Here is a 21,068-nt window from a genome sequence, read left to right as displayed (position 1 = left end):
CCGGTTCACCGGCTCTGCCGGTAGCGGACCAGCAGCATCGCCGCGTCATCGTGCAGCGGCCCCTCGACATGCTCGACCAGGTCCTCACGCACCGAGCGCAGCGCGGCCTCCGGGTCGGGGTCCTTGAGCAGCGCGGCGCGTTCGTCGAGGGGGTAGAAACGGTCCGCCGCGTCGCGGGCCTCGGTGACCCCGTCGGTGTAGAAGAGCAGCTGGTCGCCGGGGGTGAACGGCACCTCGTAGGGGGCCGGGGCGGCGGCGCCGTGCAGGGTGAGACCGAGCGGCAGGGCGCGGTCGGGCGGGGACGCGAAGCCGACGGTGCCGTCGGGGCGGACGACCAGCGGCGCCGGATGGCCGAAGTTCAGCAGGGTGGCCCGCGGACCGTCACCGATCTCGGCGAGCACCGCCGTGACGAACCGTTCGCCGGACAGATGGCGGTTCAGCGCCCGTTCGACGCGCTCGCCGACGGCCGGCAGATCCGGTTCGTCATGCGCCGCCTCCCGGAACGCCCCCAGCACCACCGCCGCGCTCTCCACGGCCTCCAGGCCCTTGCCCTGCACATCGCCGACGATGATCCGCACCCCGGCGGGCGAGGTCACCACCTCGTACAGATCACCGCCTATCCGGGCCTCGGCCACCGCCGAGGTGTACGACACCGCGATCCGCAGCGGGCCCGCGCCCCGCGGCACCGGGCGCAGCAGCACCCGCTGGGCGACCTCGGCGATGGAGCGGACGCTGGCCAGTTCGGCCTCCCGCCGCTGCCGCATCACCGCGGCGGCCACCCCGGCCGCGGTCACCCCGGCCACCGACAGCAGGGCGGTCAGACCGCGCCGGCTCTCGAACAGCCCGCTGTGGACACCCAGACCGAGGCAGAGCACGAACGCCGTCAGGCCGGCCACCGCCGTCCGCCGCCAGCCGCCGACCAACCCCGCGAACGCCGGGCCCAGCGACACCAGGGGCAGAAAGCCGACCCCCGGGCCCGCGGTGAGATCGACCGTGGTGACCACGGTCATGACCGCGTACGGGAGCACGGCCAGCGCACGGGAGCCGGTCCGCTGCTCCCCCTTCTCCACGGCCAAGGTGTTCTCCGGCGGTCTCAGATGAAGTGATCGGGCAAGAGGGCCGTCGGCCGCCGGAATGTCCGAAAGCGGCCCCCGGCCCCCGGCCTGAGCATAGGCAACATATGCCGTACCGAAATACCTCGAATGCGTGCTGTTACCGAATCGCAGTGGCCCGGCACGGCCGGCAAGCGCCCCCGCCGGACGGGTCGCGGATCTTACGGACCCATGACACGACGTCCCGGACACGGGCCGGAAAGCGCTGTCGCGCCTAGCGTCACCGGCATGCGTGTACTGGTCACCGGCGGCGCCGGATTCATCGGATCGCAGGTCGTCGAGGCGCTCCTGGCGCGCGGGCACGAACCCGTCGTCCTCGATGCGCTGCTGCCCTCGGCGCACCCCGAACCCCCGCCCCGGCGCCCGGGGGAACGGCGCATCGTCGCCGACCTACGGGACCGTACGGCCGTCGACGCGGCCCTGCGGGGCGTCCACGCGGTCTGTCACCAGGCGGCGATGGTGGGCCTCGGCAAGGACTTCGCCGATGCGCCCGACTACGTGGGCTGCAACGACCTGGGCACGGCGGTGCTGCTGGCCGCGATGGCCGCGGCCGGGGTGCGGCAGCTGGTCCTCGCCGGGTCGATGGTGGTCTACGGGGAGGGGCGCTACACCTGTGCCCGCCATGGGGTGGTGCGGCCCGGTCCGCGGGCCGTGGCCGAGCTGGCCGCCGGGCGGTTCGAACCCCGCTGTCCGCACTGCGGCGCGGAGTTGCGGCCCGGCGCGGTCGGCGAGGACGCCCCCACCGACCCGCGCAACGTCTACGCGGCCACCAAGCTCACCCAGGAACATCTGGCCGCTTCCTGGGCACGCGCCACCGGCGGCCGGGCCGTCGCGCTGCGCTACCACAACGTCTACGGGCCCGGGATGCCGCGCGACACCCCGTACGCCGGGGTCGCCTCGTTCTTCCGCTCGGCGCTGGCCCGCGGTCAGTCGCCGACGGTCTACGAGGACGGCGGCCAGCGGCGGGACTTCGTCCATGTGCGGGATGTCGCGGCGGCCAACGCCGTGGCGCTGGAAGCCCTGCCGGACCGGCCCGCGGGCGCCCTGACCGTCTACAACACGGGCAGCGGAGTGCCGCACACCGTCGGCGAGATGGCGCGGACCCTGGCCGAGGCGTGCGGTGGCCCGGCGCCCGTGGTGACGGGGGAGTACCGGCTCGGCGACGTACGGCACATCACCGCGTCCTCGCAGCGGATCGCCGAGGACCTCGGCTGGCGTGCGGCCACCGGATTCGCGGCGGGGATGGCGGAGTTCGCCCGGGAGGGCATGCGGGCGTCCCCGGCGGGATGACCCGCACGCCCTCCCGGCCGCCGCCCGTGCCCGCACACCCCTCAACTCCCCTTGCCCGCCTCTGATCGCAGGTGAACGCGTGACCCACTTCCCACCCGCCGCCCCCCGGCCCGCCCCGGTGGACGTCGTACTGCCCTGTCTCGACGAAGCCGCCGCGCTGCCCTGGGTGCTGGCCCGCATCCCGGCCGGCTGGCGGGCGATCGTGGTCGACAACGGCTCCACCGACGGCTCCGCCGAGGTGGCCCGCGGTCTGGGCGCCACCGTGGTGCACGAGCCGCGCCGCGGCTTCGGCGCCGCCTGCCACGCCGGACTGCTCGCCGCCGACGCGGACATCGTCTGCTTCTGCGACTGCGACGCCTCCCTCGACCCCGCCCTCCTCACCCCCTTCGCCGACGCGGTCCGGGACGGCACCAGCGATCTGGTGCTGGGCCGCCGCCGGCCCCGGGGCCGTGGCGCCTGGCCGCCGCACGCACGGGCCGGCAACCTCGTGCTGGCCCGGATGCTGCGCCGCCGCACCGGACTGCGCCTGCACGACCTCGGCCCGCTGCGCGCCGCCCGGCGCACCGCGCTGCTCGGCCTCGGCCTCACCGACCGCCGCAGCGGCTACCCCCTCCAGATGGTCGTCCGGGCCGCCGACGCCGGCTGGCGCGTCGAGGAGCGCGAGGTGCCCTACCGGCCGCGCACCGGCCGCTCGAAGGTCACCGGCACCTGGCGCGGCACCTGGCACGCGGTGCGGGATATGCGCGCCGTCCTCCGGCAGCCGCCGCTCGCACCCGGGGCGGAGGAGACGGCCCGATGACCTTTCCCGCAGCCGCTCCGGCGCCGACCGGTCCCACCACGCTCCTGGTCATCGCCAAGGAGCCGGTCCCCGGCCGGGTCAAGACCCGGCTCACCCCGCCCTACACCCCGGACGAGGCCGCTCAGTTGGCCGAGGCCGCGCTGTCCGACACCCTCCGGGCCGTCCGCGCCATGCCCGCCCGGCGGCGGGTGCTCGTCCTCGACGGCCGCCCCGGTAGCTGGCTGCCGGCCGGCTTCGACGTCCGGCCGCAGTGCCCCGGCGGCCTCGACGAGCGGCTCGCCGCGGCCTTCGCCGGCAGCACCGGCCCGACCCTGCTCCTCGGCATGGACACCCCGCAGGTCACCCCGCAACTCCTCGCCCCGGCACTGGAGTCCGGTGCCTGGGACGGCTGCGACGCCTGGTTCGGGCCGGCCGAGGACGGCGGCTTCTGGGCGCTCGGCCTGGCCACCCCCGACCCCCGGCTGCTGCGCGGCATCCCCATGTCCACCGACCGCACCGGCGCCGCCCAGCGCGCCCGGCTGACCGCAGCCGGGCTCCGGGTACGGGCTCTGCCGCCGCTGCGCGATGTCGACACCGCGGACGATGCGCACCACGTCGCCTCCGCCGCACCCGCCGGCCGCTTCGCCGCCACCCTGGCCCGGCTCACCCCGGTCACCACACGATGAGCACCACTGTGCCGCCCACGACCCACCCCGACCGGCGCGACACCGTCTCCTGGGGCGCGGACCCGTACGCCGACGCGCTGCGCAGCGGCCGCGGCCCGCTCTTTCTGCGCCGCAGTGACGGCTGGCTGCTGCCCCTGGAGGTCGAACGCTGGTGCGCGGCAGCGGACGCCGCGGATCTGTCGGCGCTGCGCCGCTGCGACGGCCGCGTCCTCGACATCGGCTGCGGCCCCGGCCGGCTGGTCGCCGCGCTCGCCGCGCAGGGCCGGCGGGCCCTCGGCATCGACGTCAGCGCGGCCGCGGTGGCCCGCACCACCTCCCTCGGCGGCCGCGCACTGCACCGCTCGGTCTTCGACACCCTCCCGGGAGAGGGGACATGGGACACCGCCCTGCTCCTCGACGGCAACATCGGCATCGGCGGCGACCCAGCCGCCCTCCTCACCCGCACCGCCGAACTCCTCGCCCCGCACGGACTGCTCATCGTGGAGACCACCCCGGCAGACATCGACGAACGAGTCCAGGTCCGGGTCGAGAGCGGCTCCCGCACCCACCACCCCCTGGACGCCCCCTTCCCCTGGGCCCGCGTCGGCACCCCCGCCCTCCTCCGCTACGCCTCCGCCACCGCCTGGACCCCCACCGAACAGTGGACCGCACCGCACCCGGCCGACCAGCCCCCGGACAGCGGGCGTTGCTTCGTGGCGCTGCGGCGCGGCGGTGGCGTCGCGAGAGCCCGTCCCGCGTGGTGAGAAGACATCCCAGGCCCCGGTGAACGGCACACGTCGCTATGGTGTGCCGATGACGTCGATCAAGCAGTTCCAAGTCACCTTCGACTGCGCAGAACCCGAGCGGGTCGCCCGCTTCTGGTGCCAGGTGCTGGGGTACGTCGTACCGCCGCCGCCGGAGGGGTTCGCCACGTGGGACGACTTCGACCGCTCGCTGCCGCCTGAGCAGCAGGGCTCGGCGTTTGCCTGCGTCGACCCCTCAGGTGTGGGCCCGCGACTGTTCTTCCAGCGCGTTCCCGAAGGCAAGGTCGTCAAGAACCGGGTCCATCTCGACGTGCGGGCCGGTACCGGGCTCGTGGGGGAAGAGCGCCTCGCCGCCCTGGAGGCCGAGCGCGCACGACTGGTCGCGCTCGGCGCGGTATGCGTGCAGGTGCTGCCTGCCGATGGCGTCAACGAGTCCTGTATCGCGATGCAGGACATCGAGGGCAACGAGTTCTGTCTCGACTGAGGCGGAGCCGGACCCCGCACGACGGGACACCCCCGTTCGCTGAGGCGGAGCCGGAGACCGCACGACGGGGCCCCGTCCGCCACATCTGACGGATCGATGACGTCCCCGCCGCCGCCCGCCCGTTGCCGCCCCCAGGCGCCTAGCGTGCGGGCGTGACCTCCTGTGAGACCCCCCGTGTGACCTCGGAAGAACGCGCCGCGCGCCGCCTCGATCCGGTGGCGGCCGCGGCCGGCGCGCTGCTCGTGGTGGCCGCTGCCGTCGTCGGTACCGTCATCGAGCGCGCCAACGGCAGCCTGCACGTCAACTGGCCCCCGCTGTACGCCTCGTGGTCCCCGCATCTGGGGCCGGGCACCCCCGCCGCGGTCGTGATCGCCGTCCTCGTGATCGTCCACGGGCCGCCGCTCGCCGCCCGGTTGCCCTGGCGGCGTCTCGTCGTCCTGGGCTGGGCGGGTGCCCTGGCCTGGACCGGGGCGCTGGCGATGATCGACGGCTGGCGGACGGGGATAGCCGGGCGGCTCACCACCGCCTACGAGTACCTGACCGTCATCGACCGCTTCGACGACCTCGGGCCGGCGCTGCGCGACTTCACCCACCACATCCTCAACAACGCGCCGGACCACTGGCCCGCCCATGTCGCCGGGCATCCGCCGGCCGCCGTGCTCACCTTCGTCGGTCTGGACCGCATCGGGCTGGGCGGGGGCGGCTGGGCCGGCCTCTGGTGTCTGACCGTCGGCACGTCCGCCGTGGCCGCGGTGCTGATCGCGGTGCGGGCGCTCGCCGGTGAGCCGGTCGCCCGCCGGGCCGCCCCGTTCCTCGTCCTGGTCCCGTCGGCGGTCTGGGTGGGCACCTCGGCGGACGGCTATTTCGCGGCCGTCGCCGCCTGGTCGCTGGCGCTGCTCGCCTTCGCCGCCACCCACCGCACGCTCCCCCGGCTCCCGCTGCGAGGCGCCCCCCTTCCGGCCGCCGCCGCCCTGGCCTCCGGGCTCCTCTTCGGCCTGACCTGCTATCTCTCCTACGGGCTCACCCTGATCGCGCTGATCGCCGCCGCGGTGCTGGTGCTCGCCCGGACCGTGCGCCCACTGCCCCTCATGGCGGCCGGGGCGGCGGCCGTCGCCGTGGCCTTCACCCTGGCCGGTTTCTCCTGGTGGGAGGGGTACCTCCTCCTGGTCGAGCGCTACTACCAGGGCGCCGCCGCGGTCCGCCCGTACGCGTACTGGGTGTGGGGCAACCTCGCCTGCACCGTCCTGATCATCGGGCCCGCGACGGTGGCCGCGCTGCGCCGCGCGCTCGCGGCCGCGCCCGCCGCCGTACGCGGCCTTCGCCCGTCCGCCGGTCCGCCGCGGGACCCCGCCGGCCGGCTGGTCGTCCTCGTACTGGCCGCGCTGCTCGCCCTGCTCGTCGCCGACCTCTCCGGGATGAGCAAGGCGGAGACCGAACGGATCTGGCTGCCGTTCGCCGCCTGGCTGCCGGCCGCCTGCGCCCTGCTGCCCGCGGCCCGCCGGCGGGCATGGCTGACGGCCCAGGCCATACTCGCCCTCCTGCTCAACCACCTGCTCTACACCGGATGGTGATGGTGTGTCAGCTCATCGGCGAGGAAATCAGTCGGGAGGAAATCAGGCGAGATAGGGGCGGGTCGAGTTCACCCGGCCGGGGCGCAGGATCCGGATCGGGCCGCGATTGCAGGAGGGGCAGTCGGCACGGGTCAGCGGGGAGGCGACGCGGACGCCCCGGGTGAAGTAGTCGGCACGCCGGTGACCGGCCAGATCCGTGGTGTGCCGGATCTCGTACTCCTCTTCCCAGCCGTGTCCGCAGTGCAGACAGACGAACGCATACGCCTCGTGAACCGTCTCGGTGTCCCGTTCCATGATCACCACACCCTTTCCCCGGGCCACGGCGCTCCCGCCAGGACCGGATGCCTGCCGCATCTCCCATTATTGCGCTCGGTCACGGGGATGGCGGGGTCAGATTTCCGGGCCGCGCAGAAGTCGCCGCACGGCTCGCGACCAGGTGCGATGCCGGCACCGGAACCCGGCGGTCGCGGGTGCCCGCCGCCCGGCATCGCCGCCGGAACCCGTCCTGCCCCGGGGCCGTCTCTCCGGTCATGATCAGCAGAGACGGAACCCAGTGCTCAGGGGTCAGGGTGTGGGTGCGGTGAGGTGCCGGCAGAGCAGCTCGTGGGCGAGCCGCGCCGTCGCCATCAGGTCCTCGTGGGTCGTGCCGAGGTTGGCTCGCACGGACAATCCGTGCACGACGGACTGGACGAGTCCGGTCAGGGCCGCCGCGTCGGTCCCGGCGGCGAGTTCCCCGTCCTGGACGGCTCGCTCGATGCGTGCGAGGAGGGCCCGCTCGTTCCAGCCGTGCAGTTCGGCGTAGTAGGCGCTGGTGTCGAGGGTGCTCGTGCTGTCGGTCATCGCGGCACTGCTGAGAAGGCAGCCCGGGTGGGCGTCACTTGGCCGGGTGAACTCGTGGACCGAGTCGATGAGGAGGTGGTCGATGACGGTCCGGAGGTCCTTCTCGGCGACCGCCTGCCGGTAGATCTCCCGGTAGCGCTCGGCGTAGGTCCGCACCGCTTCCTCGAACAGCCCGGCCTTGCTGCCGAAGGCGGCGTAGAGGCTGGAGGTCGAGAGTCCGAGGGCCGCGGTGAGGTCGCGGGTCGACGTCCCGGAGTAGCCGCGTCGCCAGAAGAGGCGGGCGGCGTCGAGGATCGCGCGGTCGCGGTCGAAGGCTCGTGGTCGTCCACGGGTGCGTTGAGACACCCTTGCATTGTAGAGCGTTTGCTTCATAATCACTTTATGGAGCAAACGATTCAGAAGAAGTGGCCGGTCGGCGGGGGCAGTTGGGTCACGGTCGATGTGTACGGGGAGCCGGATGCCCCGGGCCTCGTCGTCGTCCCGGGCGCGATCAGCGACGCCCGCGCGTGGCGTCACGTGGCGACCGCCATTGCCGCTTGGCCGTCGGTGGCGGTCGTCAACCGCCGGGGCCGTGCCCCCTCGGGGCCGCTGACCGGCGGCTACTCACTGCGAACGGAGGTCGAGGACCTCGGCCTGATCCTCGACGAGTTCGCCGGCCCGCAGGCACTCTTCGGCTGGAGCTACGGCGGCTTGATCGCGTTGCTGGCCGCCAACGACCGCTCGCTGCGCCAGGTGATCGCCTACGAGCCGGTGATGCGACCGTTCGGCAGTCACGTGCTGCCGGGCCTGAAAGCCGCCGAAGAGAAGGCGGACTGGGAGACCACCGTCGAGATCGTGAACCGGGAGATAGCCGGCCTCGACGCGGCGCGGATCGAGTCCCTGCGGGCCGACCGGCAAGGATGGGCGGACTTGCAGCGGTTGAGCAGACCGGCGCACGCCGAGCTCGCCGCGCTCAACGCGGCGCCGCCACCGGACGAGTTGGCACGTCGGGCGGACCGTGTCGACCTGATCATCGGCCAGTGCAATCACGGCACGGCCCCCTACGGAACGTCGTTCGACGACGTCCGGCAGCGCGTCACCCGTGCCGAAGTCCACGTACTTCCCGGTCAGGGGCACTTGGCCCACATCCAGGCGCCGACCGTGCTCGGCCATCTGCTCAACGGCCTTGCCATGGTCCGATGAGCAACCCGGCCGACGCCGTGGCCTCGCCCGACCCGGGTGCTGTCCCTCCCGTCATGACCGGAGGGACAGCACCCGGGCCCGGTCTCAGCTCCGGTTCTGCCCCAGCGCTCGGTACACCGCCCTGACCAGCCCGGCGTTGCGCGGGTCCTGGCCCGTCGTGCCACCGCCGTACTTGTTCATGGTGTACGCGTACGACAGCCGGTTCTCCGGGTCGGCGAAGGCGAAGGAGCCGCCCGCGCCACCGTGTCCGAACGCCCGTGGGTTGGGTCCCGCCTGGCCCTGGTGGTTGAGCATGTAGCCCAGACCCCAGCGGTGTTCGTACCCCGCCGGGGCGAGCGCGTCGATCGTCAGATCACGCTCACCCGGCCGGCTCTGCGACCGGCGCATCGCCTCCAGGGTGCCGCGCCGGACGAGCGTGCCGGCCGCCAGCGCGCCGTAGACCGTGGCCAGCCCGTGCGCACCGGCATGGGCATTGCCCGCCGGGATCTCGGCCGACCGGTAGGCGGCGCTGTTGACATCACCGGTCGGGATGTACGTCAGCGCCAGCATCACGATGGCCAGCGGATGGTCGGCGAGCGACCGGAACGGCGGCTTCGGCGCACCGGGGAACTGCTCGGCGAGACGCGCCTCGTCCAGCTGCCCGACCATGTCGGCGCAGCGGGCGTGCTCCTCGGCGGGGGTGCCGATGAACACCCGTGCACCCAGCGGCCCGGTGATCTCGCTGTGCAGGAACGCGCCGAGGGACTGGCCGGTGATCCGCCGTACGACCTCGCCCACGAGGTAGCCGAAGGTCACCGCGTGATAGCCCTGTGCGGTGCCCGGCTCCCACCACGGCGGGGTGGCCGCCAGGACGGCGCACACCCGGTCCCAGTCGTAGGCGTGCCCTGCGGGTAGCGGCTCACGGGGCGCGATCAGACCGGCCCGGTGGCTGAGCAGCCAGCGCACGGGTATGTCCTCCTTGCCGGCCTGCCCGAACTCGGGCCAGTACCGGCTCACCGGCGCATCGAGGTTCAACTCGCCCCGGTCCACGAGGAGATGGGCGCACAGCGCGGTCATCCCCTTGGATGTCGAGTAGACGTTGACCAGGGTGTCGCGCTCCCAGGGACGGGTCCCGGCTGCGTCCGCGTGGCCGCCCCACAGGTCCACCACCGCCTCGCCGTCCACCGTCACGCTGACCGCCGCGCCGACATCCCCGTGCTCGCTGAAGTTCCGCTCGAACGCGTCCCGTACGCCGGCGAATTCCGGTGCGCAGTGGCCGTTGACGGTGGCTGGCTCCACGGTGGTCTCCTCGCGTCGTCCCGGTGCGGTCATCCCGTGCCTCCGTACGTGCGTACGGCGTTCCGTAGGGATGATCCGTCCAGGTCGATGCCCGTGGCAACGATGTGCGGCCGGACGGCTCAGCGGCGCGTGTCCGGGGGCGTCGCGCGTCCTGGCGTGCCGTCGGCCGGGGGCCCGCGCAGCGCGGCGAACGCGGCGTCGGGATCGTTTCGGCAGCTCAGCGGCAGTCCGTGCGTGACCGGCAACCGGTGCGGCCGGGCAGGGCAGCGGCGGGGGAGGGGCGGGGCGGGCGGTCCGGGGAGGGCGGGCGCATGGCTGGATTCCGCCGCGGCCGAGACGCTGTCGGCCGCCCGGCCCGCACCATGGTCATCATGACGGCGAGGGCGAGCGTGACCGGCGTACCGTCTGTCATTCCGGCCGGTCGTTTCCCTCCCATCCGGCCGGCGTACCTTCCCTCACCCCGGCCGCCGACGCATTCCTCCCGCCCCGACCGATGAATCGGCAGGCCGGGCACGGTCTATCTCAGCGACCACACAGGCCACACCCCCGGAGGACGCCATGCCTGCCACCTCACCCGCCGCCCCCACCCCGGCTGCAGTCCAGCCGATCATCGTCACCCCTGACCTCGACCGGCTCCAGGCCTTCTACCGTGAGCTGGTCGGCGCCGAGGAGTTCACCCGGGTGCCCGAGGAGGGCCCGGTCTTCTTCGTCGGGCTGCGGATCGGCGGCTCGGAGCTGGGCATCGTGACGGACCAGAACGTCGAGACCGGCACCCCGACCCGGATCCTGCTCAGCATCGCCGTCCAGGACGTCGATGCGCTGCTGGACCGGGTCGGGCCGCTCGGCGGAACGGTGCGGGGCCCGGCCAACGACATGCCCTGGGGCCAGCGGGTCGCCCATATCCAGGACCCGGACGGCAACGCGGTCAACCTCACCCAGCCGGTCTGACGGGGTGCGGCCGCCCGGGGCGGGGGGGGCGGCGGGCCCCGCCCGCCCCGGTGTCACCCACCTGGGCCCGCCCGCCCCGGTGTTCACCGACCTGGGCCCGCCGACCCGGCCCCGCCCCCCCCGGTGTCCACCGACCCGGGCCCGCCGACCCGGGCCCGTCCACCCCGGGCCCGCAGGCCCGGCCCCGCCCGACCGGTCAGTTCTGGTTCTTCTCCAAGGCGTTGACGTATGCGGCCATGAAGTGGTCCCGGACGCCGTCGGAGGCGGGCGCGAGCAGGTCGGCGGTGAGGCCCTGGGCGCGGTCGACCAGGCCGCTCAGCAACGGCATGGTGTGGTGGAGGGTGCCCTGCGCGTCGATGTAGCGCAGTGCGGAGACGTGGTGGAAGGCGGGCTCCGGGGGGAGCTGCGGCACGATGTCGTTGTTGTTGACGAAGCGGTACATGCGGTCGGAGAAGGCCGTGTTGAACTCCTTGGACAGCTGCCGGTCGCAGGTGCGTGGCTGGCCGAAGGTGTAGACACCGTTGGCCGTCACATGCGGTTCCTCGAAATGCAGCCGCGCGCCGGCCAGCATCGCCAGCGCCCCGCCGAGGCTGTGGCCGGTGAACCACACCGTCTGGCGGTTGTCGCGGAATGCGTCGATGGCGGCGCGGACCTGCGGCCAGACGGACTCCAGCGCCTCCCCGAAGCCGTAGTGGACATAGCCCTTGCCGCCGGGGCCGGGCCACGGCGGTGTGGTGGCGTCGGACAGCCAGTCGCGCAGTTTCACCGGCTCCGTGCCCCGGAAGCTGGTGATGATCATGCTGTGCCCGCCGAGGGTGTACGCCTGGGTGTCCTCCAGCGGGAACGGCGGGCGGAACGTGGTGTGGTGATGGCGCACCCGGTCGAAGCCCCATTCCCGGGCCGTGGCTTCGATGGTCTGCTCGTCCTGGTAGGCGAGCTCGGAGGCGCGCGCCATGCAGAGCGCATGGCGGACGGTGTAGCCGGTGGCTTTCTGGTCGATCGTGGCACTGGTCAACGAGGGCTCCTCTGGCTTGGGTCGACGAGGGCTGCTGCGAGGGCCGAGCGCTGCGCCTGAGACGGCTCCGATCACGGAACGCTCGTACTGACTACTCAGAGTAATCTTCTGATCGGCGGCGTGCGGGTGCCGCCCGTTCAAACCACTCGTTCGTGCCTCCGGTCGCACACACCGGGCCGCCGGGCGAGCCTGGAAGCGTGCAGCCCCCGGAGGAAGGCCCACAACGGAAGGCCCCACAGTGAACAGCGCGGATCAGGCGTCACACGCGGAACATGTATCGGCCGAGGTGATGGTGGAGCTGGAGAGCTGCGCGACGCAGGACGCGCACGCCGTCTTCAGCGCGCTGCGTACCACCTTCAGCTCCGACCGGGCGGCGGACGATGTGCCCGAGGAGGTGGCCGGGGCTGGGTCGACCGTGTGGACCTCGACCTTCGACGTGAGTGAGCGCAAGGCCGCGGCCGAGCCCCGCCGGCTGACCGCGCCCGTCATGGTCAGCCTCCAGGGCGGCTACTGGGCGGTCGACCAGCTGTGCAAGGGCCTGGAGTCCGCGTTCGCCGTGCAGGTTCTCGGGACGGCCGCCGGTGACCAGGAAAAAGAAGTCGAGCTGCGGCTGGAGACCCGTTAGCGGGCACCGGCACTGCCGAGGCGACGGGACCCGCACGGTCACGGCGCAGGACATGGCCCAGGCGCACGGCGGCCGCCCCCGCGGCCCGGATCGGAAAGGCATGAGCGAGTGGAGCCCACCCCACATCCGCCGCAGCCCGGCGGTGCGCCGTCGGCGGATGGCACACAGTCCCCGCTGGTGCTGGACATCAACGGCGTGACGCAGACGCTGACCGTCGACCACCGGACCACGCTTCTGGATCTGCTCCGCGAACGCCTTGGTCTGACCGGCGCCAAGAAGGGCTGCGACCACGGCCAGTGCGGCGCGTGCACCGTGCTCGTCGACGGGCGGCGCGCCAACAGCTGTCTGCTGCCGGCCGTGGCCCAGGACGGCCGGCAGATCACCACGGTCGAGGGCCTCGCCGAGGGGGAGCGGCTGCACCCCCTTCAGCAGGCCTTCCTGGAGCGGGACGCCCTCCAGTGCGGCTACTGCACGCCCGGCCAGATCTGTTCGGCCGTCGGGGTGCTGGCCGAGGCGGCGGCCGGCTTTCCGTCCCACGTCACCCCGCCCACCGCGGACCCCGGCGCCCCCGTCGCGCTCACCGACGACGAGATCCGCGAGCGGATGAGCGGCAATCTGTGCCGCTGCGGCGCCTATCCGCGGATCGTCGAAGCGGTCCGGGAGGCGACGCCGTGAAACCGTTCGGATATCTGCGGGCGACCAGCGTCGAGGAGGCCGTACGGGCCGCGGCCGGGCAGCCCGGCGCCCGCTTCCTCGGCGGCGGCACCAACCTCGTCGACCTGATGAAGCTGGGTGTGGAGACGCCGGAGCTGCTCATCGACGTCACCAGGCTGCCGCTCGACCGCATCGAGGAGCTGCCGGACGGCGGACTGCGGATCGGTGCGATGGTCCGCAACAGCGATCTCGCCGCGGCGGCCGCCGTCCGCGACCGCTACCCGGCCCTGTCGCAGGCGCTGCTGGCCGGCGCCTCGGGGCAGTTGCGGAACATCGCGACCACCGGCGGCAATCTGCTGCAGCGCACCCGCTGCCTGTACTTCCAGGACATCACCAAGCCCTGTAACAAGCGCGCCCCCGGCACCGGCTGCCCGGCCCGTGAGGGCGTGCACCGCGATCTCGCCGTACTGGGCCACTCCGAACACTGCGTCGCCACCCAGCCGTCGGACATGGCGGTGGCGCTGGCCGCCCTCGATGCCGAGATCCTGCTGCACGGCCCCGACGGGGAGCGCACCGTGCCGGTGACCGAGTTCCACCGGCTGCCCGGTGACAGCCCGGAGCGGGACACCGTGATCCGGCCCGGCGAACTGATCACCGCCCTCCGGCTCCCGCCGGCCGCCCCCGGCACCCGCTCGCACTACCGCAAGGCCCGCGACCGCGCCTCGTACGCCTTCGCGCTGGCCTCCGTCGCCGCCGTACTGGAGGTGCGGGAGGGCACCGTACGGCACGCGGCCCTCGCGTTCGGCGGGCTGGCGCACCGGCCGTGGCGCGCCCGCGCCGCCGAAGAGGTACTGCGCGGCGCCCCCGCCACCGAGGACACCTTCGCCCGCGCCGCCGACGCCGAACTCGCCGCCGCCCGGCCACTGCGCGACAACGGCTTCAAGGTCACGCTCGCCCGCAATCTGGCCGTCGGGGTGCTGACCGGGCTGGCCGCCCCGGCCGACGACCACTGACCACACCAGGACCGCCAGGACGCCCCTGCCCCTTCCGCCCCAGCCCCCGATCCAAGGACGCGCGCCATGAGCCCCGACTCGTTCCCGCTCGGTCCCCTCCCGTACCCCCTGGGCGCCCCGCTCGTCCGCCGGGAAGGCCGGGAGAAGGTCACCGGCACCGCCCGGTACGCGGCCGAACACACCCCGCCGGGCTGCGCCTACGCCTGGCCGGTGCCCGCGACCGTCGCCCGCGGCCGGGTGACCGCCGTGGACAGCGCGGCGGCCCTCGCCCTGCCGGGGGTGTACGCGGTGCTGACCCACGAGAACGCGCCCCGCCTCGCGGCCACCGGCGATCCGACCCTGTCGGTGCTCCAGGACGACCGGGTCCCGCACCGCGGCTGGTATGTCGCCCTCACCGTCGCCGACAGCCTCGAAACGGCCCGCGCCGCCGCCGGGGCCGTCCGCGTCCGCTACGAAACCGAGGCGCACGACGTCCGGCTGACCGCCGGTCACCCCCGGATGTACGACGCGGAGACCGCCAACGGCGGCTATCCGGGAACCCGTGAACGCGGCGACTTCGAGGGGGCGTTCGCCGCCGCGCCCCGCACCCTGGACGCCACCTACACGGTGCCGCCGCTGCACAACCACCCCATGGAGCCGCACGCCTCCACCGCCCGGTGGAGCGACGGTCATCTGACCGTCCACGACTCCAGCCAGGGCGCCACCAAGGTCTGCGAGGACCTCGCCGCGCTGTTCCGGCTGGACCGGAGCGAGGTCACGGTGGTCTCCGAGCACGTCGGCGGCGGCTTCGGCTCCAAGGGGACGCCCCGCCCCCAGGTCGTCCTGGCCGCGATGGCCGCCCGCCACACCGGGCACCCGGTCAAACTGTCCCTGCCGCGCCGTCAGCTGCCGGCGGTCGTCGGCCATCGCGCACCCACCATCCAGCGGGTGCGCCTCGGCGCGGGCGACGACGGCGTCCTCACCGCCCTCGCCCATGAGGCCGCCACCCACACCTCCACCGTCACGGAGTTCGTCGAGCAGGCCGCGGTCCCGGGGCGCGTCATGTACACCTCGCCGAACAGCCGCACCGTGCACCGTGTCGTCCCGCTCGACGTACCGACGCCCTCCTGGATGCGCGCACCGGGCGAGGCCCCCGGGATGTACGCCCTGGAGTCGGCCGTCGACGAACTCGCCGTCCTCCTGGACCTCGACCCCGTCGACCTGCGGATGCGCAACGAGCCGGACACCGAGCCGGACAGCGACCGCGCCTTCAGCAGCCGCCAGCTGGTCGGCTGTCTGCGGGAGGGCGCGGAGCGCTTCGGCTGGCTGCCCCGGGACCCCCGGCCCGGAGTCCGCCGCGAGGGCGATCTGCTGCTGGGCACCGGTGTCGCGTCCGCCACCTACCCGGTCTACATCGCCGCCTCCTCCGCCGAGGCGCACGCCGCCACCGACGGCAGTTACCGCATCCGGGTGAACGCCACCGACATCGGCACCGGCGCCCGCACCGTGCTCGCGCAGCTCGCCGCCGGTGTACTGGCGGTGCCCGAGGAGCGGATCCGGATCGAGATCGGCAACAGCGATCTGCCGCCCGCGATGCTGGCCGGGGGTTCCGCGGGCACCGCGTCCTGGGGCTGGGCCGTCCACAAGGCCTGTACGGCGCTGCGGCACCGGCTGCGGGACCACGTCGGGCCGCTCCCGGCCGACGGGCTGACGGCCGCCGCCGACACCCGCCGGGAGACGGCCGAGGGCTCCCCGTACGCCCGGCACGCCTTCGGCGCCACCTTTGCCGAGGTCCAGGTCGACACCGTCACCGGAGAGGTCCGGACACGGCGGCTGCTGGGCGTCTACGCGGCCGGCCGCATCCTCAACTCCCGTACGGCGCGCTCCCAGTTCATCGGCGGGATGACCATGGGGCTGGGGATGGCGCTCATGGAGGGCAGCGTGCTGGATCCCGCGTTCGGTGACTTCGCCGAATGCGATCTGGCCTCGTACCACGTTCCGGCCAGCGCCGACGTGCCGCTGATCGAGGCGCACTGGCTGGAGGAGGAGGATCCCCACCTCAACCCCATGGGCAGCAAGGGCATCGGGGAGATCGGCATCGTCGGCACCGCGGCGGCCCTCGCCAACGCCGTCCGGCACGCCACCGGAGTCCGGTTCCGCGACCTCCCGCTCACGCCGGACAAGGTGCTGCCGCGGCTGTGGGACCGGCCGGGTGAGGGCCGGGCCGGCGGACCCCACTAAACCAAGATCAGTTGCGGAACCCGCCGTGCGGGGTCACCATGACAAATGACCCATACGTGATTAATGCTCACTCTTCGTGATTCGGGGTTCGTTGGTCCAACGAGGTGAAGGGCGTGAGCCTCGCGGTGAGGAGCCACGACATGACACTTCCCAGCGACCGGCACTACACGGTCGAACTGCATGCTTCGGCGGAGCGTGTGCCGCAGATCCGGCGGATCCTGGCCGCGCACCTGCGGTACTGGGATCTTGAGCTGCATATCCCGCCCGTGTGCCGGGGAGTGGCGGAACTCCTGACCAACGTCCATCGCCATATCGGCCCGGACGCGCCGTGCGTCGTCGAACTCCGCTGGACCGGCCGACACCTCACGGCCTCCGTCGCCGACCAGGGGCCGCGCCTGCCGAAACTGCTCAGCGCGGGCGGCGGCGGGCTCTCCAGAGTGGCGGCGCTGAGCGACAGTTGGGGCACCTGCGGCACCCCGGACGGCAAGGTCATCTGGTTCACCCGCCGGGTCGAGGCGGCCCGCAAGACGCCGCTGACCAGCCGCACCCCGCTGCGCAGCGTGCCTGACGCGAAGGGCCAGCCGGCGGTGCCGCCGCCCGTACCGGTCGAGCCGCTCGCCGAGCCCGTGCGGGAGGCCGTCGCCGAGACCGCCGCGGAGACTCCGGCGGCCTCGTCCGAGGTGTCGCTCGTCTGACACGCCGCCAACGAAGCACCGGCAACGAAGCACCGGCAACGAAGCACCGTCAACGAAGCACCGTCAACGAAGTGGCGAGGTGCTGACGCGCACCGCGCTCGCGCCTCGCCCGGTGACTGATATGCGCCTGCGGGCGCGGGGTTACCGGCAACGGCCGGCCGCCGCGGTTACCATCGCGGTATGGCAACGGTCAGGACGGCCCGCGGGCCGGCCAACAGCGGGATGCGGAACCGCGGTTCAGCGGTTCCGTTCCGTCTGCTGTGGCTGGCCGCCGTGCTGATCGGTGTGCTGGTCGCCCACGGGGCACGGGCGGAGAGCGCCGAGGGCCATCTGGTGAGCGCCGTGCCGGTGGCGGCATCCGCCATCGCGGACTCCGGCGCCTGGCTCGCCCCCGAACACAGCGGTTACTGCGAGCAGCCGGAGCAACCCGCGCATCCCGAGCATCCCGAGCACCACTCCGACGAGTTGTGTGTGTCGGGCCTGCCCCAGCAGAGCGCCGCCCCGACGCTGCCGTGCCCCACGCCCTCGGCGGACTGCGCCTGGCAGCCGTCGGCACCGGTACGGTCCGGGGCGTCAGCGGGCGCCCGTACCGCCCCTCCACCCTTGCGCAGCGCAACGGCTTCCGTGGTGCAGCAGGTCTAGATTCGGCCGGTTCCGGATCGATCCCCTGCCGATGCCGCCTGCCCGCCTGCGTGTTCCGCTGCGGTGCGGCGGCAGTCTCCCGGAGACCCTGTGCCGTTCCGCGTTCCGTTGTGCCTTCCGTTCCGCTTTCTCTTCCGTAGTGGTGCCCGCTCCCATGGTGGCGCCCGGTCTTATGACGGTGCCCGCCCCCGTAGTGGCGCCCGCTTCCGTAGCGGTGCCGGCTTGCTCAGTGGTGCCCGCTTCCTGAGGGGCGGCCGCTTACGCCGGTGCCGGCCGGCCGTCCTGCTGCTCCTGGTAGCCGGGCTGCTGGCCGTGGTGCTCCCGTGTGCCGACGGCGCCGACAGCCACCACTCCGTGCCCGCCCCGGCGGCGGTTTCGCCGAGCCGGCCTGCCCTCGTGGCCGCCGCGCCCGCCCCCGTGGCCGCCGCGCCCGCCCACGTGACCGCCGGGGCGGACGCCGGGCACCACGACTCCACGTGTGTGTCCGGCCCGTCCGGCCATCTCCCGCAGGGCCGCCCGGCCGCCGGGGCGGCGGGCGCCGCGGTGCCCGCCGTCCTCGCGGGGCCGGTGCGCATCGCGTCGGGACGGCGCCCGGCCGCGGGGAGCGGGGCCGGGCGGCTCAGACCGGCCCGCAGCGGCCGGAGCACCCTCGCCGCCCTGTGCCGGTGCCGGATATAGGAGCCCGCCCTCGCGTCCGGCCACCCCGGCCGGCGCGAGATGAGCGCCCCTCTCCCCACCACCGAACGAGAGCGAAATCATGCACTCTCTCCCCACGGCGGCCCGCTCCGTCTCTCCCGCTGCCCCCGCCTCCCCGACGCCCGGCCCGGCGCCCGCCTCCGGCATCCCCGGCCTGGTCGGCAACACCCCCGTCCTGCACATCTCCGAGCCGCTCTCCCCGCCCGGCCGCGGGTTCTGGGCCAAGCTCGAAGGCCGTAACCCCGGCGGCATCAAGGACCGGCCCGGACTCCACATGGTCGAACGCGCCCGCGCCCGCGGCGAGTTGCGGCCCGGCGCCCGGATCATCGAATCCACCAGCGGCACCCTCGGCCTCGGTCTGGCGCTCGCCGGCATGGTCTACGGCCACCCCGTCAGCCTGGTCACCGATCCCGGTCTGGAGTCCTCGATGACCCGGCTGCTGACCGCGTACGGCGCCCAGGTCGAGATCGTCGCCGAGCCGCACCCCAGCGGTGGCTGGCAGCAGGCCCGCCGCGACCGGGTGCGCGGACTGCTCGCGGCGCACCCCGGCGCGTGGTGCCCGGACCAGTACAACAACCCCGACAACACCACCGCCTATCTGCCGCTGGCCCTCGAACTCGCCTCCCAGCTGGGGCATATCGACGTGCTGGTGTGCAGTGTGGGCACCGGCGGGCACTCCGCCGGGGTGTCCCGGGTGCTGCGCCAGCTCTATCCGCAGCTGCGGCTCGTCGGCGTCGACACCATCGGCTCGACCATCTTCGGACAGCCGGCCCGGCCCCGGCTGATGCGCGGGCTGGGATCGAGCATCTATCCGCGCAATGTCGCCTACGACCAGTTCAGCGAGGTGCACTGGGTCGCCCCCGCCGAAGCGGTCTGGGCCTGCCGCACGCTGGCGTCCTCGCACTACGCCACCGGCGGCTGGAGCGTCGGAGCGGTCGCACTGGTCGCCGGCTGGCTGAGCCGGACCGAGCCGGCCGGCACCCGTATCGCGGCCGTCTTCCCCGACGGACCGCAGCGCTATCTGAGCACCGTGTACGACGACCAGTACTGCGCCGCCCACGACTTGCTCGACGCCCCGCCGGCGGACGGGCCGCAGACCCTGAGCCGGCTGGGGGAGCGGGAGGTCACCGTCTGGAGCCGGTGCGCACAGGTCGTCGATCCGCTCGGCACCTCCCACACGGCGGGCCGCCCCGGAGAGGCGCCCGCCCAGGGCGCGGAGGAGGCCCGGTGACCGGCATGCTCACCCAGTTCCGTTCCTACGACCGCAGCGCCCGGCTGCTGATGGCCAATCAGTTCACCATCAACCTCGGCTTCTACATGCTGATGCCGTATCTGGCCGCGCATCTGTCCGGGACGCTCGGCCTGGCGGGCTGGCTGGTCGGGCTGGTCCTGGGGGTCCGTAACTTCAGCCAGCAGGGGATGTTCCTGGTCGGCGGCGCACTGGCCGACCGGTTCGGCTACAAGCCGCTGATCGTGGCCGGCTGTGTGCTGCGGACGCTCGGATTCGCGACGCTGGGGCTGGTGGACTCGCTGTCCGCGCTGCTGGCGGCGTCCGCGGCCACCGGGCTGGCCGGCGCGCTGTTCAACCCGGCGGTCCGGGCCTATCTGGCCGCCGCGGCGGGCGAGCGGCGGCTGGAGGCGTTCGCACTGTTCAACGTCTTCTACCAGGCGGGCATCCTGCTGGGACCGCTGGTGGGGATGGTGCTCACCGGCGTCAACTTCCGGGTCACCTGCCTGGTCGCGGCCGGGATCTTCGCGCTGCTGAGCCTGGTGCAGATCCGTGCGCTGCCGGCCCGCGGGGACGAGGCCGCACCCGACGGCGGCGGCCACCGCCGGGCCGGCGGGCCGTCCCCGTGGCGGGGCGTGCTGGCCAACCGCCCGTTCCTGCTGTTCTCCGGAGCCATGATCGGCTCCTATGTGCTGTCGTTCCAGGTCTATCTGGCGCTGCCGCTGGAGGTACGACGACTCGGCGGCGAGGGGGAGTTCGGCACCGCGGCGGTGGCCGGGCTGTTCGCGGTGTCCGGGCTCAGCACCATCCTGGGCCAGACCAGGGTGACCCGCTGGTGCAAGGCCCGGATGACCGCGGGCCGCGCCCTCGCCCGGGGGCTGCTGACCATGGGGCTGGCGTTCGTCCCGCTGCTGGCCGCCACGGCGCTGCCGGTGCCGGCCGAAGGCCCCGGCCGCTGGGCCCTCGCGGCCGTCCCGCCGGCGCTCTGTGCGCTGCTGCTCGCCCTCGGCACGATGATCACCTACCCGTTCGAGATGGACACCATCGTCCGGCTGTCCGGTAACCGCCTGGTCGCGACCCACTACGGGCTCTACAACACCATCTGCGGTATCGGCATCACCCTCGGGAATCTGCTCACCGGCGCCGCACTGGACGCCTCCCGGTCCGCCGGACTGCCCGCCCTGCCCTGGATCGCCCTCCCGGTCCTGGGCCTGGCGTGTAGTGCCGCCCTCTACGGACTGCACCGCACGGGCCGGCTGGCCCCGGCCACCGCGCCGGCACCGGCGATGGGCTGAACACGGTGGTGGGGGGGGCCGCCCCCCGGGGGGGGGGGGGGGGGGGTAGCCTCCCCTCTTCCCCCCTTCTTCT

22 protein-coding genes are annotated in these 21,068 nt (G+C 73.6%); 17 read left to right on the top strand and 5 right to left on the bottom strand.

All coding sequences use genetic code 11. The features are described 5' to 3' along the window. Positions 1 to 5 precede the first annotated feature (5 nt). Positions 6 to 1,010 (bottom strand): PP2C family protein-serine/threonine phosphatase, encoded by a 1,005-nt coding sequence (locus tag ACZ4XD_RS07675; RefSeq protein ID WP_468039489.1) that lies wholly within the window; start codon positions 1,008 to 1,010, stop codon positions 6 to 8. 330 nt (positions 1,011 to 1,340) lie between these two features. Between ACZ4XD_RS07675 and ACZ4XD_RS07670 the strand changes: the two genes are divergently transcribed. From ACZ4XD_RS07670 to ACZ4XD_RS07645, 6 genes are all read left to right on the top strand, one after another. Beyond that, positions 1,341 to 2,402 carry an NAD-dependent epimerase/dehydratase family protein gene (locus ACZ4XD_RS07670; RefSeq protein WP_468039197.1) on the top strand — a complete coding sequence of 354 codons (1,062 nt, stop codon included), beginning with the start codon at positions 1,341 to 1,343 and terminating at the stop codon, positions 2,400 to 2,402. A 79-nt stretch (positions 2,403 to 2,481) separates the two neighbouring features. Continuing rightward, positions 2,482 to 3,201 (top strand): glycosyltransferase family 2 protein, encoded by a 720-nt coding sequence (locus ACZ4XD_RS07665; protein ID WP_468039195.1) that lies wholly within the window; start codon positions 2,482 to 2,484, stop codon positions 3,199 to 3,201. After that, entirely contained in the window at positions 3,198 to 3,866 is a 669-nt protein-coding gene (locus tag ACZ4XD_RS07660; protein WP_468039193.1) for a TIGR04282 family arsenosugar biosynthesis glycosyltransferase, read from the top strand. Before ACZ4XD_RS07665 ends, ACZ4XD_RS07660 begins: the two co-directional genes overlap by 4 nt. Further along, a complete protein-coding gene (locus tag ACZ4XD_RS07655; RefSeq protein WP_468039191.1) occupies positions 3,863 to 4,609 on the top strand; it encodes a class I SAM-dependent methyltransferase in 747 nt (248 codons plus the stop codon). Before ACZ4XD_RS07660 ends, ACZ4XD_RS07655 begins: the two co-directional genes overlap by 4 nt. A 49-nt stretch (positions 4,610 to 4,658) precedes the next feature. Continuing rightward, complete coding sequence (locus ACZ4XD_RS07650) at positions 4,659 to 5,093, top strand: VOC family protein (RefSeq protein ID WP_468039189.1); 435 nt, start codon at positions 4,659 to 4,661, stop codon at positions 5,091 to 5,093. Between the two features lie 152 nt (positions 5,094 to 5,245). Continuing rightward, positions 5,246 to 6,664: a hypothetical protein gene (locus ACZ4XD_RS07645; protein WP_468039187.1), complete on the top strand. Its 1,419-nt coding sequence runs from the start codon at positions 5,246 to 5,248 to the stop codon at positions 6,662 to 6,664. 42 nt (positions 6,665 to 6,706) lie between these two features. Here the strand turns inward: ACZ4XD_RS07645 and ACZ4XD_RS07640 are convergent, their stop codons facing one another. Together ACZ4XD_RS07640 and ACZ4XD_RS07635 are read right to left on the bottom strand one after the other, a co-directional pair. After that, positions 6,707 to 6,958, bottom strand: a complete 252-nt coding sequence (locus tag ACZ4XD_RS07640) for a hypothetical protein (RefSeq protein ID WP_042160019.1) — start codon at positions 6,956 to 6,958, stop codon at positions 6,707 to 6,709. A 270-nt stretch (positions 6,959 to 7,228) separates the two neighbouring features. Next, entirely contained in the window at positions 7,229 to 7,849 is a 621-nt protein-coding gene (locus ACZ4XD_RS07635) for a TetR/AcrR family transcriptional regulator (RefSeq protein ID WP_468039185.1), read from the bottom strand. A gap of 36 nt (positions 7,850 to 7,885) precedes the next feature. Here ACZ4XD_RS07635 and ACZ4XD_RS07630 point away from each other — a divergent pair, with 36 nt between their 5' ends. Continuing rightward, entirely contained in the window at positions 7,886 to 8,686 is an 801-nt protein-coding gene (locus tag ACZ4XD_RS07630; protein WP_468039183.1) for an alpha/beta fold hydrolase, read from the top strand. 84 nt (positions 8,687 to 8,770) lie between these two features. On the opposite strand, the gene ACZ4XD_RS07625 is transcribed toward ACZ4XD_RS07630, so the two are convergent. Next, positions 8,771 to 9,964 carry a serine hydrolase domain-containing protein gene (locus tag ACZ4XD_RS07625; protein WP_468039487.1) on the bottom strand — a complete coding sequence of 398 codons (1,194 nt, stop codon included), beginning with the start codon at positions 9,962 to 9,964 and terminating at the stop codon, positions 8,771 to 8,773. 558 nt (positions 9,965 to 10,522) lie between these two features. On the opposite strand from ACZ4XD_RS07625, the gene ACZ4XD_RS07620 reads away from it, so the two are divergent. Further along, complete coding sequence (locus tag ACZ4XD_RS07620) at positions 10,523 to 10,912, top strand: VOC family protein (protein ID WP_468039181.1); 390 nt, start codon at positions 10,523 to 10,525, stop codon at positions 10,910 to 10,912. 196 nt (positions 10,913 to 11,108) lie between these two features. Here the strand turns inward: ACZ4XD_RS07620 and ACZ4XD_RS07615 are convergent, their stop codons facing one another. Then, positions 11,109 to 11,927 carry a lipase family protein gene (locus ACZ4XD_RS07615; protein ID WP_468039179.1) on the bottom strand — a complete coding sequence of 273 codons (819 nt, stop codon included), beginning with the start codon at positions 11,925 to 11,927 and terminating at the stop codon, positions 11,109 to 11,111. 238 nt (positions 11,928 to 12,165) lie between these two features. On the opposite strand from ACZ4XD_RS07615, the gene ACZ4XD_RS07610 reads away from it, so the two are divergent. The 9 genes from ACZ4XD_RS07610 to ACZ4XD_RS07570 all read left to right on the top strand — a co-directional run bounded on the left by ACZ4XD_RS07610 (position 12,166) and on the right by ACZ4XD_RS07570 (position 20,995). Then, positions 12,166 to 12,552: a hypothetical protein gene (locus ACZ4XD_RS07610; protein WP_468039177.1), complete on the top strand. Its 387-nt coding sequence runs from the start codon at positions 12,166 to 12,168 to the stop codon at positions 12,550 to 12,552. Positions 12,553 to 12,660: 108 nt separating this feature from the next. Then, on the top strand, positions 12,661 to 13,227 hold the full coding sequence (locus tag ACZ4XD_RS07605; RefSeq protein ID WP_468039175.1) for a (2Fe-2S)-binding protein: 567 nt from the start codon (positions 12,661 to 12,663) through the stop codon (positions 13,225 to 13,227). Continuing rightward, positions 13,224 to 14,219: an FAD binding domain-containing protein gene (locus tag ACZ4XD_RS07600; protein ID WP_468039173.1), complete on the top strand. Its 996-nt coding sequence runs from the start codon at positions 13,224 to 13,226 to the stop codon at positions 14,217 to 14,219. The genes ACZ4XD_RS07605 and ACZ4XD_RS07600 overlap by 4 nt, the downstream gene beginning before the upstream one ends. A 66-nt stretch (positions 14,220 to 14,285) precedes the next feature. After that, positions 14,286 to 16,439 (top strand): xanthine dehydrogenase family protein molybdopterin-binding subunit, encoded by a 2,154-nt coding sequence (locus ACZ4XD_RS07595; RefSeq protein WP_468039169.1) that lies wholly within the window; start codon positions 14,286 to 14,288, stop codon positions 16,437 to 16,439. Between the two features lie 140 nt (positions 16,440 to 16,579). Further along, positions 16,580 to 17,134 carry an ATP-binding protein gene (locus tag ACZ4XD_RS07590; protein ID WP_468039167.1) on the top strand — a complete coding sequence of 185 codons (555 nt, stop codon included), beginning with the start codon at positions 16,580 to 16,582 and terminating at the stop codon, positions 17,132 to 17,134. Between the two features lie 180 nt (positions 17,135 to 17,314). Next, entirely contained in the window at positions 17,315 to 17,776 is a 462-nt protein-coding gene (locus tag ACZ4XD_RS07585; RefSeq protein WP_468039165.1) for a hypothetical protein, read from the top strand. Positions 17,777 to 17,998: 222 nt separating this feature from the next. Next, on the top strand, positions 17,999 to 18,454 hold the full coding sequence (locus ACZ4XD_RS07580; protein WP_468039162.1) for a hypothetical protein: 456 nt from the start codon (positions 17,999 to 18,001) through the stop codon (positions 18,452 to 18,454). Between the two features lie 79 nt (positions 18,455 to 18,533). Continuing rightward, a complete protein-coding gene (locus tag ACZ4XD_RS07575; protein ID WP_468039160.1) occupies positions 18,534 to 19,703 on the top strand; it encodes a PLP-dependent cysteine synthase family protein in 1,170 nt (389 codons plus the stop codon). A gap of 5 nt (positions 19,704 to 19,708) precedes the next feature. Beyond that, entirely contained in the window at positions 19,709 to 20,995 is a 1,287-nt protein-coding gene (locus ACZ4XD_RS07570; RefSeq protein WP_468039485.1) for an MFS transporter, read from the top strand. Positions 20,996 to 21,068: the final 73 nt, after the last annotated feature.

This window comes from Streptomyces sp. NPDC029466, from assembly GCF_055574515.1.
This window is presented reverse-complemented; position numbering and strand designations above follow the sequence as displayed.